This window comes from Priestia sp. JV24 (assembly GCF_025910025.1).
GTDB lineage: Bacteria > Bacillota > Bacilli > Bacillales > Bacillaceae_H > Priestia > Priestia megaterium.
In genome coordinates this window covers 17,677-31,002 of record NZ_JAPCIN010000007.1, presented here as the reverse complement: position 1 = coordinate 31,002, position 13,326 = coordinate 17,677, and the positions used below count along the sequence as shown (strand labels likewise).

Below are 13,326 nucleotides of genomic sequence, written 5' to 3'. Positions count from 1 at the left end.
CGATCTACGTATTTATCCTCTTATTTTAATGTAAGCACCGCCACATTCTCCACGTGCGTCGTATGCGGAAACATATCAACAGGCTGAACTTCAACCGTCTCATATCCGCCTTTTTCTAAAATAGCTAGGTCACGTGCGAGAGTTGCTGGTCCGCATGAAACATAGACAACTTTTTTCGGCTTCATGTCAATGATGGTATTCAAAAGAGCTTCGTCGCATCCTTTTCGCGGCGGATCTACGACGATGACGTCCGCTTTGATACCTTGTTTGTACCAGTTTGGAATGACGACTTCTGCTTCGCCTACTTCAAATTCAGCGTTGTGAATACCGTTTAGCTCAGCGTTGCGCTTTGCATCTTCAATCGCTTCAGGCACGATTTCAACGCCATATACTTTTTTCGCTTTTTGAGCGAGAAATAATGAGATTGTTCCGATTCCACAGTAAGCGTCAATAACCGTTTCTTCTCCTGTTAAATCTGCATACTCAAGCGCTTTGTCATAAAGCACTTTCGTTTGCTCAGGGTTTACTTGGTAGAATGATTTTGCTGAAATGGCAAATTTAACGTCGCCGATATAATCGTAAATATATTCTTCTCCCCAAAGTACGTTCGTTTGGTTCCCTAAAATGACGTTTGTGCGCTTGCTGTTTACGTTTTGAACAATTGATTTCACGTTCGGCACGGCTTCGATAATGTCTTCTATAATACGCTTTTTGTTTGGCAGCTCAGCTGTACGAGTCACAATGACAACCATGATTTCACCCGTTACAAGTCCGTAGCGCGCCATGATATGACGAAGTGAGCCTTTATGTTTTTGTTCTTGATAAGCAGAAATGCCATGCTTTTCACAGATTGATTTAACAGCTTGAACAACATCATCATTTGCTTGCTGCTGAATCAAACAGGCATCCATGTTAATGATGTCGTGGCTTCGCTGCTGGTAAAACCCAGCGACCAAACCGCCTTCTCGTTCTGCCACGGGAACTTGAGCTTTGTTTCGATAGCGCCAAGGATCGTTCATTCCTAGCGTCGAATGTACCGGAACGTCAGGTAAATGACCAATTCGCGCCATGACGTCTTTTACTTGCTTTTGTTTAAATTGCAACTGTCCTTCATAGCTTACATGCTGCAGCTGACAGCCTCCGCACTGCTTGTAGACCGGACAGGGTGCTTCAACACGCTGTTCACTAATTGTATGGTGCTTGATAAGCTTGCCAAACGCATAGCCTTTTTTTACTTTAATAACTTTTACTTGGCCGCTTTCACCGGGCAGCGCATTTTGAACGAAAATAGGAAATCCGTTCACTTTCGCTACACCCGCTCCGTCATGCGTTAAATCTTCAAACGCAACATCTATATATTCATTTTTTTCTACAGGTGGTTTTAATTTTTCCATTTATCGTTACATCCTTTTAGTCATTTGAAAATGCTGAACTGATTGTACCATAAGAGCGAAAGCCAAACAAAGAAAAGCATGAAAAAAGATCGCATTTAGGCGATCTCATTTTTTTCCATCAATTCAGCTGTTGCTTTTGGAACAAAGATTTCTACATGGCGATATAAGTTTACAAATTCCCCAGGCAATAATCCGCCGTACTCGCCATCTAGATTTAACTGCATTTTATCATTTGTATGAATTTTAACACGGTTCGCTTTTGTGTAGATAATATGAGGATCATTGATGTGTTCTCCTCGCAGCGCAAGTGTCGCAATTCGAATAAATTCAGCTAAATTTGCTTTCTTTAAAATAATTAAATCAAACATGCCGTCATCTAAAGAAGAATCTGGTGCCAGCTTTTCAAAACCGCCGACTGAGTTCGTTAAGGAAACGAGGAAGAACATAATCTCTCCGCCAAAGAATTTTCCGTCATACTCAATTTCAACAGATGTTGGTTTAATAGAAGGAAGCATTTCCATGCCTTTTAAATAGTAAGCTAGCTGTCCAAGCATTGTTTTTAACTTGCTTGGCACTTCATATGTCAATTCAGTTAAACGGCCGCCTCCGGCGATATTTACAAAGTAATGCGTTTCTCCGTCGTTTGTTACACAGCCCAAGTCAATTGGCTTTGTTACGCCTTCTACAATAACATCAATAGCGCCTTCAATCGTACGGGGCACATTAATGGCACGAGCAAAGTCGTTGGTTGTTCCAACAGGAATAATACCTAGCTGCGGACGATAGTCTTGTCCAGCGATACCGTTTACGACTTCATTGATGGTACCGTCTCCACCGGCTGCAATTACAACGTCAAAACGACGCTCTACTGCTACTTTAGCAGCTTCTGTTGCATCACCAGCGCAAGTTGTAGCATGACAAGATGTTTCGTAGCCTGCTTGCTCTAGCTTTTGCAAGACTTCCGGTAAGTTTTTCTTAAAAATTTCACGGCCCGATGTCGGGTTATAAATAATTCTCGCTCTTTTCATATTCATCATCCTAATAATGATAATTTGTCACAAATCTTTGCCTACTTTTATCAGTGAAAGAATACCCCCTCACATTACATCATCAACAAGAGGGGGCATGAACAAACATATTATAAAGAAATTAACCTTGATATACAATATTCACGTTTCGGTTTTTATTCATACCTTCAGCGCGATCGCCCTTACTCATAATAAATGTGAGATGGATATCCACCTCACATTTATTTATCAAATTTAGCGTTTATTAATTTCTTCTAAAAGAATTTTATTAACCATCGGTGGGTTCGCTTGGCCTTTTGAAGCTTTCATAATTTGACCAACTAAGAAGCCAATTGCACGATCCTTACCGTTTTTGAAATCTTCAATAGATTGAGGGTTTGCATCTAATGCATCTGTTACGAATTTACGTAAAGTTGCATCATCAGAAATTTGTACAAGACCTTTTTCTTTTACAATTTTCTTTGCATCTCCACCATTTTCAATTAATTCTTTGAATACTTTTTTCGCAATTTTAGACGAAATTGTACCTTCTTGAATTAATTGAATCATACCAGCTAGACCTTCAGGTGTTAAGGCTACATCTGAAAGTTCTTTTTGGTTTGAGTTTAAGTAAGCAGAAACTTCACCCATTAACCAGTTAGAAGATAGCTTCGCGTCTCCGCCCGCAGCAAGCGTTGCTTCAAAGAAATCAGACATTTCTTTTGTTAGCGTTAATACCATTGCATCATAAGCAGGTAAGCCAAGCTCTTCTACATAGCGCTTTTTACGAGCATCTGGAAGTTCAGGAATCGAAGCACGAACGCGTTCTTTCCACTCTTCGTCGATGTGTAATTCTAATAAGTCAGGCTCTGGGAAGTAGCGGTAGTCGTCAGATCCTTCTTTTACACGCATTAGAATTGTTTCGCCCGTAGACTCGTCAAAACGGCGTGTTTCTTGCTCGATTAAGCCACCAGACAATAACACTTTTTCTTGACGAATTTCTTCGTGTTCAAGACCGCGGCGCACATAGTTAAATGAGTTTAAGTTCTTTAACTCAGCTTTTGTACCGAACTCTTCTTGTCCAACTGGACGTAAAGAAATATTGGCATCACAGCGAAGTGAACCTTCTTCCATTTTACAATCAGATACGCCTGTATATTGAATAATTGATTTTAATTTTTCTAAATAAGCATATGCTTCTTCAGGAGAACGCATATCTGCTTCTGATACAATCTCAATTAGAGGTGTACCTTGACGGTTGAAGTCTACTAGTGAATAGCCATCGCCCGTATGCGTTAGCTTACCAGCATCTTCTTCTAAATGAAGTCGGTTGATACGAATACGCTTCGTTTCACCTTTAACTTCTACTTCAATCCAACCGTTCTCGCCAATTGGTTTATCAAATTGAGAGATTTGATAAGCTTTTGGGTTATCCGGATAGAAATAGTTTTTACGGTCAAACTTTGTATCTGTTGCGATTTCACAGTTTAGCGCAAGCGCTGCTTTCATCGCAAAATCAACTGCTTCTTTGTTTAACACAGGTAATACGCCAGGATAACCTAAGTCAATTACACTTGTGTTAGCATTTGGAGCCGCACCAAATGCGTTTGGACTTGCTGAGAAAATTTTAGATTTTGTCTTAAGCTCAACGTGTACTTCAAGACCAATAATCGTTTCAAAGTTCATCTTTATCTCACCCCTTACAGTGCTGGTTTCGCTTTATGATGCTCAGTTGCTTGTTCGAATGCATGAGCAACACGATAGATTGTGCTTTCGTCGAAATGCTTACCGATAATTTGTAACCCTAATGGCAATCCATTTGATAAGCCGCAAGGCACAGAAATACCAGGTACTCCAGCAAGGTTTACTGGGATTGTTAAAATATCGTTTGCATACATTGTTAATGGATCGTCTGTTTTCTCACCAATTTTGAATGATGGAGTTGGTGTAGTTGGTCCGATGATAACGTCATAGTTTTCAAATACAGACTCAAAGTCTTGCTTAATTAACGTACGTACTTGCTGTGCTTTTTTGTAGTAAGCATCATAATAACCAGAGCTTAACGCAAACGTTCCAAGCATGATACGGCGTTTTACTTCGTTTCCAAAGCCTTCGCTTCGAGACTGCTTGTACATTTCGATTAAGTTCTCAGCATTATCTGTACGATATCCGTAGCGAACGCCGTCAAAACGAGATAAGTTAGCAGACGCTTCAGAAGAAGATAATAGATAATACGTAGCTAATGCGTATTTAGAGTGTGGAAGCGATACTTCTTCCCAAGTTGCGCCTAGTCCTTCTAACACTTTTAGTGCATCTAAAACAGACTGGCGAGCTTCCTCGCCGACACCTTCGCCTAAGTATTCTTTTGGAACAGCAATTTTAAGACCTTTTACGTCACCTGTTAAAGCAGATACATAATCCGGTACATCAACATTAGCAGAAGTAGAGTCCATTGGGTCTACGCCTGAAATTGCTTGAAGTAAGTATGCATTATCTTCAACAGAATTTGTGATTGGTCCGATTTGATCTAAAGAAGATGCAAATGCCACCAATCCGTAACGAGATACGCGACCATACGTTGGTTTTAATCCGACAACACCGCAATAAGCAGCTGGCTGACGAATTGAACCACCTGTATCAGAACCTAAAGAAAACGGAACTTCACCTGCTGCTACAGCTGCAGCTGAACCACCGCTAGATCCACCTGGTACGTAATCTAAATTCCATGGGTTGCGCGTTAACTGAAGACCTGAGTTTTCAGTTGACGAACCCATTGCGAATTCATCCATATTTAATTTACCGATTGTTACCGCTTCAGCTGCCTGCAATTTTTGAACAACTGTTGCATCATAAATCGGATCAAAGTTTGCTAGAATTTTACTAGAACAAGTTGTACGTAAATCTTTTGTGACAATATTATCTTTTACACCGATTGGCATACCAAATAATAGGCCAAATTCATCTTTTGTTTGTAGTGCTTCATCTAGCTCTTTTGCATAAGCACGAGCATTGTCTTCATTAAGCGCTAAGAACGCACCTACTTTATCATCTACTTCATTAATACGTTTATATGATTCGTCTACTAAATCTTGTACACGTACTTCTTTCTTGTGTAAAAGGCTATGTAGTTCTGAAAGTTTACGATCGAATAAAGACATCGTAAAGCCTCCTTCCTTATTCTAAAATAGTTGGTACTCGAATGTAGCCATCCTTGTGGTCTGGTGCATTTTTCACTACGTCTTCAATTGGTAAACCTTTAGCTGGCTTATCTTCACGCATTACGTTTTTCATATTCAATACGTGAGAAGTTGGTTTTACATTTGTAGTATCTAACTCATCTAATTGTTCTGCATATGTAATAATAGCATCTAATTGTTTTGTAAATAGTTCAGCTTCGTCATCCGTCACCGCAAGTCTCGCTAAGTTTGCAACGTGTTTTACTTGATCAACAGAAATTCTTGACATGTTCCTTCACCTCCGAATATTCGTCCCACTACAATATACTGATAATACCAAACTTCACTAGCAACAGGCAACATTTCTGAGACTAGTTCCTAAAATATTAAAAACCCCGCCAGGCAAGACAGGGCTTACATTTATCACTTCTATTTTATACCAAATCTATTTCATTCAAACAACATTCCATACTTTTCCTTTATCATAAAATATTTCTCTCTGGCATAGGTATAAAATAACCTTCTTTTTAGAAAAGATAGATAGAAAGAGAAACATGCTTCAGATGAACACACCACCATGTTTTAATTTCACTAGTCTTTGGGAAAGTAAAGAAAACGAATAACTACTTTACCGTAAAAGAGGTGCTATAAAAATTGAATAAAATACTTATACAGTCAGTCATCCACCAGCGCCCTGTGTATCAGCAAAGCGGAAGATGGTTTGTATTAGATGAAGAATTCAAATGGGATTTGCCCACCTTGCAAAAAGATGTTTTTGCTTGTTTAAATAAAGCCTTTCATATTCCTATCATTTTTTGTGATTCATGCGAAGCCAATAAAATTGTCTCTGCTCTTGGAGAAGAAGAAGCAGAATACCTGCAGTTTGCATCAGGCGTTTACTGGCGAGAAGTCGGCATTATATTTATTTTTAAATTTGAGGACTATCTTCCGCTTGTTGAAACGATCTTTCACGAGCTGCGCCACTATATTCAAGATCACATCCCTTATTATCAGAAAGAATTTGAGCTTGATAAAAAGCGCCCGTATGAAGAGCGGACAACCGAACAAGATGCGTTTGCATTTGCTGCTTATTATCTTGCTAAGTTTACAAGACAAAATTCTCACGCCATTCCTTCATAGGAGGCAATCTCATAGAATTAGAAAAAGACACTGCTTGAGCAGTGTCTTTTTTGCTTACTCTTCGTAAATATGAACGAACGGCTTGTCTTCATCTGCTTTTCTAACAATGAGAGCTTCCGGTCCGCTTACTGAGTTAATAGAGATACTCGTTTCCATATATGAAGGGAAATGATCAAGCATTAAACCAGCAACGTACTGAGTAAATCCTACAATTTCACCTTTTCCGTAAAATTGTACGGGAATATCAATCGTCATCTTTTGAAGCTGTCCATCTTTGTAATACCCTTTCCCTACTACGCTTGTAAAGTTCGGGAAGTAGTCTTCGATTTGCGCTTTAAACTCATCAAATTTCATCGCATCGTCTCGATGATCTTTTGTTGCATCTGATGATGGGAATAAATAATATTGCTCGTCTAAATTATCCCAGCTGCCAACGGCCGTATCATTTGAACCTGCATTTCCGACAGCTATAAAGTTACCCGGTGTTAAAGAAGACTTAGCACTTTGTTTGAATAGCGCTACTCGAACTGGCACATTTTCTAGGCCTTTGATGTCGCGCATACGCTTAACAATCTTATCTGCCATTTGCTTTCCTTGGGCTTCAATCTCTTTATTTGTAAGCTTCACTTCACGAGCATAGCCATTTTCTTCTGTATAATAATGAACGGAATTCATCGCCAGGCCAATTGTGACGCCTCCAAGTTTTACCTTGTCGTCTCCGTCTTGGATAAGGTAATCTTGCTCAGTAATGTTCGCTAAGTACATTGGGCTTGTTTCGTTACGAGTTTTCAAATCGCCTTTTTCCGTATCGATTGGATTTAACCCATTGTTTTTAAGCTTCTTTTTCGCCGTCTTATCTTTTGTTTTACTTTGAAGATCTTTAAACTGTTTATCGCTCAGCTTACGGCTTAACCATGAGCGAATAGTATCTTTATCAAGGTACTGGCCTTCTTGATACACATATTTTTTCGGAGAATAGCTATCTGTCGATAAGCGCATTAAGCCTGTTTCAAATTCTTGCGCATCCAAGCGGTTGTTTAAGTTTGCTGCTACTAAGCCTCTTGCCACTCCCGCTTTAAATGGAAGAATTGTTCGGTAATAATCATCTGAAATACTATACTTCGGAATAACTGCTTTTTCTTTCTTGTTGTTGGTTTGTTGAACAGTCTCTTTATCGTCCGAAAGATTCGGTGCACACGCTGAAGTTACAAGCATGACCGCAAGAGAAAGTAACAATATCTTTTTCAACTACACACACCTCTTATTTATTTAATTCCGTAAGTAGCCTTGCCTCATCCCATACTTCAATTTCAAGCTCGTTAGCTTTTGTCAGTTTGGAACCAGCCTCTTCCCCTGCCACAACAAGGTCTGTCTTTTTACTTACGCTTCCTGTGACTTTACCGCCAAGTGCTTCAATTCGTGCTTTTGCCTCATTGCGAGATAGCTGTTCAAGCTTACCTGTTAATACAACGGTTTTACCAGCAAAAACAGAATCTACATTTTCTACACTTACAAGCTTGGGTCCTTTGTATGTAAGGTTTACTCCATACTCTTTTAATTCATGTATAAGTTCTTGAACCTCTTCTTGTGTAAAGTAAGCAACAATAGCATCAGCCATTTTGGCACCAATTTCATTAATTGCCACTAATTCATCATACGTTGCTTTTGTTAACTTGTCTATGGTTTCAAAGTGCTGAGCTAACGTCTTTGCAGCTTTTGCTCCGACATGGCGAATGCCCAAACCAAAAAGCAAACGCTCAAGCGAATTTTCTTTCGATGCTTCGATGGCTGCAATCAAATTATCAGCAGATTTCTCACCCATGCGCTCAAGCTCGATTAACTGATGTTTTGTCAGCGTATAAATATCCGCTACGTCTTTAATTAACTGTTCGCGAAATAATTGCGATATAACTTTTTCACCAAGTCCATCAATGTTCATCGCATTGCGGGACACGAAATGAATAAGTCCTTCACGAATTTGAGCAGGACAGCTTGGATTAATGCAGCGAAGCGCAACTTCTTCTTCTAAACGCACCAGTTCACTTTCACATTCCGGACAGTGAGTAGGCATCGTAAACTCTTGCTCTTCTCCCGTTCGCTTCTCCTCAATCACATTCACTACCTCAGGAATAATATCTCCTGCTTTTTTCACTACGACATAATCTCCGATGCGAATGTCTTTTTCACGAATCAAATCTTCATTGTGAAGAGACGCACGCTGTACCGTCGTACCTGCTACTTGAACAGGCTCCAAAATAGCTGTTGGCGTAATGACACCTGTACGGCCTACCGTCAGCTCAATATTTACAAGCTTGGTTACAACTTCTTCAGCAGGAAACTTATAAGCAATAGCCCAACGTGGACTTTTGGCCGTTGTTCCAAGCTCAGCCTGCTGATCAAATGAATCTACTTTTACAACAATGCCATCAATATCATAAGATAGTTCTGGACGTTGCGTTTGCCAGCTTTCGATGTAAGCAATCACATCATCAATGGTTTCACACGTCTGTCTTTCCTTATTTGTTTTAAAACCAAGCTCATCGAGTAAATTCAAACTTTCGCTGTGAGAGTCGATTTCTAATTCTCCTGTATCAGTCATGGCATATACAAAGATATCTAAATTACGTTTTGCCGCAATTTTAGGATCTAGCTGACGCAGTGAGCCTGCAGCTGCGTTACGCGGGTTAGCAAACGGAACCTCATCCCTTTCCATTTTTGCTTCATTAAGTGCTTTGAATGATTTTCTCGGCATAAATGCTTCTCCGCGAACTTCCATTGATAACGGTTCTTTAATTCGCAGTGGAATAGAGCGAATTGTTTTTAAGTTTTCAGTAATATTTTCACCAGTCGTACCGTCTCCGCGCGTAGCCCCCAGCACTAAGTATCCATCTTCATAGCGAAGAGATACAGCAAGACCGTCAATCTTAAGTTCGCATACATAAGAAAACTCATCTCCAACGGCTTGGCGCACTCGGCGATCAAAATCCCGAAGGTCTTCTTCATTAAATGCATTTCCTAAACTTAGCATAGACGTTTGATGCTGAACCTTCTCAAACGCATCGAGCACTTGGCCGCCGATGCGCTGAGTAGGTGAGTCAGCTGTTTTTAATTCTGGAAATGATTCTTCTATCTCAATTAACTCATTCATTAATTTATCGTATTCTGCATCTGGAACAGATGGCTGATCTAACACATAATATTCATAGCCATATTGATTTAATAAGTCACGTAATTCTTGAACGCGGGATTTTGCTGTCTCAAACTCCATATTCTAGCTCCTTTTCACGATTACACTTTCGTAACCGGGGCAAATTTAGCAAGCAGTCTTTTTACACCTGTAGGACTAGGAAAAGCAATGTCTAATTCTTTTGAATCTCCTTCTCCTTTTACACTTACAACTGTACCAATTCCCCATTTTTTATGCTCGGCCTTATCTCCAACGCTCCATCCAATTGATTCACTGCCTGTTGACACAAGCTTCGTTTTTGCCACGGCCGCTTGTCGGCGCGCTGCAAACGGCGAAGCTGAAGCCCCTGAACGACCAGCAGCAGGTTTGCGCATTGCTTCATTTAAAGATTCCACAAGCTCGCTTGGGATTTCTCCAATGAAGCGGGATTTTGGATTAACGTTTGTTTTACCAAATAGTGTGCGCATTTGAGCATTTAATAAATACAATTCTTGTTCAGCACGCGTAATCCCTACGTAGGCTAAGCGTCGTTCCTCTTCCATTTCATTATCTTCGAATAATGATCGGCTATGAGGGAATACGCCTTCTTCCATACCCATTAGAAAAACAACCGGGAACTCTAGACCTTTTGCCGAGTGAAGCGTCATCAGAATCACTTGTTCGTTCTCTTCTTCTTCCTCGTCTTCAAGCTTATCGATATCAGCAACAAGTGCTAAATCGGTTAAAAATGCTACTAAGCTTTTATCTTCACTTGCTTCTTCAAACGTTTTTGTGACAGATAAAAACTCATCAATATTCTCTAAGCGGCTTTGTGCTTCAATTGTTTTTTCCACTTTAAGCGCTTCACGGTATCCTGTTCTTTCTAATACTTGTTCCACAAGCTCTGTAACAGACATATAGTCTTGCATTTGAGCTAAGTTCGAAATCATCGATTGGAAATCACGAAGGGCTTTTGTTGCTTTGCCTGTTAACCCCATTAATTCTACTTCATCCAGCGCTTTGAAAATAGAAATGTCATGAACGTTTCCGTAATTGGCCACTTTATCGACTGAAGTAGCTCCAACTCCGCGCTTTGGAACGTTCACAATACGAGCTAAGCTAATGTCATCATCTTGGTTGGCAATTAAGCGCAAGTATGCAAGCAAATCTTTAATCTCTTTGCGGTCGTAGAACTTAATGCCGCCGACAATTGTATAATTAATATTGGATTTTAACAGCACTTCCTCCATCACACGAGACTGTGCATTTGTACGATACAAAATGGCAAAATCACTGTATTTACGCTTTCCGCTGTCTACTGCTTCTTTAATTTTACGTGCTACAAACTGTGCCTCATCATGCTCACTCATTGCTTGGTAATGATAAATCTTCTGGCCTTCATCGTTTTCCGTCCATAAGTTTTTCACTTTACGATTCATATTGTTTGCAATGACGCCGTTTGCCGCAGCCAAAATCGTTTTAGTTGAACGATAATTTTGTTCAAGCAAAATAGTTTTGGCTTTTGGGTAATCTTTTTCAAATGACAAGATATTTGTAATATCAGCCCCGCGCCAGCGGTAAATAGACTGATCTGAATCCCCTACTACGCATACATTTTCAAATCTTGCAGCTAGCAAGCGAACCAGCATATACTGTGCATGGTTTGTATCTTGATACTCGTCCACATGAATATATTGAAACTTGCGCTGATAGTAAGTTAACACTTCAGGAACTCGTTTAAATAGCTGAATCGTTGTCATAATCAAATCATCAAAATCGAGCGCTTGGTTTTTCTTTAAACGCTTTTCATACTCTTTGTAGACTTTGCTTACAACTTCTTCATAAGGTCCCGTTGCTGTTTTATCAAATTCTTCCGCTACTTTCAGTTCATTTTTAGCTGAACTAATGCTTCCTAATAACGAGCGCGGATCGAATTTTTTTGGATCGATGTTTTGGTCTTTTAAAATATTTTTAATAACGGAAAGCTGATCCGTTGAATCTAAAATCGTAAAGTTACGATTAAAGCCAATACGATCAATATCTCTTCTTAAAATACGCACGCACATCGAGTGGAACGTTGAAATCCAGATATCTTCTGCCACTCCGCCAACGATATTTGAAACACGCTCTCTCATTTCACGAGCTGCTTTGTTTGTAAAAGTAATGGCTAAAATATTCCAAGGTGCAACTTCTTTTTCTGCCATTAAAAACGCAATTCGATGCGTTAATACACGTGTTTTTCCACTTCCTGCACCGGCCATAAGTAATAGTGGTCCGTCTGTCGTTTTAACTGCCTCTTGTTGCTGAGGGTTTAATCCTGTTAATAATTTTTCACTTAAAAAATTCACGTTTTCACCGCCTATATCGAACATATATTCTCTATTCTACTTTATTTATTTTTCACTGTGCAATATTCTTTTTTACTGCTTTTACAGTTTTTAACGCTTCCGATAAATTTGTGTAAATAACATTTCCTACAATAACCGTATCGGCTAGCTCCCCCATCTCACTCGCTTGCTCTTTTGTCTCAATACCCCCGCCGTAAAATAACTTCGTCTCATTTAGTGAATTTTTCACTTCTGCCACTAATTCAGGATCTCCATACGTTCCGCTGTATTCTAGATAGAAAACAGGCAAATGAAACATGCGTTCAGCCATACGAGCATACGCTACAACGTCTTCTGCATTCAAATCTGTTTTTGCTTCTGTTAGCGCAGCTACTTTTGCTTCGGGGTTAAGTACGCAGTATCCTTCTACAAAAATTTCATCCCAGTCCATGATCTCTCCGTATTCCTTCATAGCCGCGTGATGTAAATCAACAATCCACTTTGGATCCTTGCTGTTTAAAACGGTCGGAATAAAATAAGAATCAAACCCAGGTGTTACAGAGTCAATTGTTGATACTTCAAGCGCACACGGCACCGTGTAGCGGCGAATACGCATTAACAGCTGCAGTACATTGTCTAGAGTCACTCCATCAGATCCTCCGACAAGAACCGCATCCGTGCCGGATTCGCAAATTTTCTCTAAATCTGCATCTGAAATCTCTTTATTAGGATCTAATTTAAAGACATGTCTCCACTCTTTAATATCATACATATATGTTCCTCCATTTCTTTACACTTAAAAGTTCGCGCTCGTCCATTTGTTCATTATAACAAAACTAAGAGGGTGAAATGAAAGGAAAACCGAACTTTTCATCACGTTTTTTGTTTTCAAAAAATATGGTGAAAAGATATGGTTTTATCCTCAAATCCCGGAAGAAAACATCACAAAAAAAGCCCATTTTGCACAAGGTTATTGTTTCTCTGCATAGGATATGCTAATATATAGCTACTAAAATTCATATGAAATACGCTGAAGGATCAATAGTACTTAAATCCTCTTCACAAAGCGAACTAGGGACGGTGAGAGCCTAGAGAATGGTTTAAGGAAAAGGCAAT

The 13,326-nt window shown here is 39.6% G+C and carries 10 protein-coding genes; 1 reads left to right on the top strand and 9 read right to left on the bottom strand.

Going from position 1 to position 13,326, the window contains the following annotated elements; genetic code table 11:
* Positions 1 to 20: 20 nt before the first annotated feature.
* The 5 genes from rlmD to gatC all read right to left on the bottom strand — a co-directional run bounded on the left by rlmD (position 21) and on the right by gatC (position 5,866).
* Positions 21 to 1,394 carry a 23S rRNA (uracil(1939)-C(5))-methyltransferase RlmD gene (rlmD, locus tag OK414_RS01265; RefSeq protein ID WP_034654686.1) on the bottom strand — a complete coding sequence of 458 codons (1,374 nt, stop codon included), beginning with the start codon at positions 1,392 to 1,394 and terminating at the stop codon, positions 21 to 23.
* Positions 1,395 to 1,489: 95 nt separating this feature from the next.
* A complete protein-coding gene (locus OK414_RS01260; RefSeq protein WP_016762783.1) occupies positions 1,490 to 2,422 on the bottom strand; it encodes a diacylglycerol kinase in 933 nt (310 codons plus the stop codon).
* Between the two features lie 234 nt (positions 2,423 to 2,656).
* Complete coding sequence (gene gatB, locus OK414_RS01255) at positions 2,657 to 4,087, bottom strand: Asp-tRNA(Asn)/Glu-tRNA(Gln) amidotransferase subunit GatB (RefSeq protein ID WP_013055057.1); 1,431 nt, start codon at positions 4,085 to 4,087, stop codon at positions 2,657 to 2,659.
* 14 nt (positions 4,088 to 4,101) lie between these two features.
* Positions 4,102 to 5,559, bottom strand: a complete 1,458-nt coding sequence (gatA, locus tag OK414_RS01250) for an Asp-tRNA(Asn)/Glu-tRNA(Gln) amidotransferase subunit GatA (RefSeq protein ID WP_013055056.1) — start codon at positions 5,557 to 5,559, stop codon at positions 4,102 to 4,104.
* A 16-nt stretch (positions 5,560 to 5,575) separates the two neighbouring features.
* Positions 5,576 to 5,866, bottom strand: a complete 291-nt coding sequence (gene gatC / locus OK414_RS01245; RefSeq protein ID WP_016762781.1) for an Asp-tRNA(Asn)/Glu-tRNA(Gln) amidotransferase subunit GatC — start codon at positions 5,864 to 5,866, stop codon at positions 5,576 to 5,578.
* 365 nt (positions 5,867 to 6,231) lie between these two features.
* Between gatC and OK414_RS01240 the strand changes: the two genes are divergently transcribed.
* A complete protein-coding gene (locus OK414_RS01240) occupies positions 6,232 to 6,717 on the top strand; it encodes a DUF3920 family protein (RefSeq protein ID WP_034654683.1) in 486 nt (161 codons plus the stop codon).
* Positions 6,718 to 6,771: 54 nt separating this feature from the next.
* Here the strand turns inward: OK414_RS01240 and OK414_RS01235 are convergent, their stop codons facing one another.
* From OK414_RS01235 to OK414_RS01220, 4 genes are read right to left on the bottom strand one after another with little or no spacing between them, the layout of a single operon-like run.
* Positions 6,772 to 7,965: a CamS family sex pheromone protein gene (locus tag OK414_RS01235; protein ID WP_047933019.1), complete on the bottom strand. Its 1,194-nt coding sequence runs from the start codon at positions 7,963 to 7,965 to the stop codon at positions 6,772 to 6,774.
* 13 nt (positions 7,966 to 7,978) lie between these two features.
* Entirely contained in the window at positions 7,979 to 9,985 is a 2,007-nt protein-coding gene (gene ligA / locus OK414_RS01230) for an NAD-dependent DNA ligase LigA (protein ID WP_034654681.1), read from the bottom strand.
* Positions 9,986 to 10,005: 20 nt separating this feature from the next.
* Positions 10,006 to 12,231, bottom strand: coding sequence for a DNA helicase PcrA (gene pcrA / locus OK414_RS01225; protein WP_282958754.1), 2,226 nt, complete (start codon positions 12,229 to 12,231; stop codon positions 10,006 to 10,008).
* 52 nt (positions 12,232 to 12,283) lie between these two features.
* Complete coding sequence (locus tag OK414_RS01220) at positions 12,284 to 12,982, bottom strand: heptaprenylglyceryl phosphate synthase (protein WP_263045947.1); 699 nt, start codon at positions 12,980 to 12,982, stop codon at positions 12,284 to 12,286.
* Positions 12,983 to 13,326: the final 344 nt, after the last annotated feature.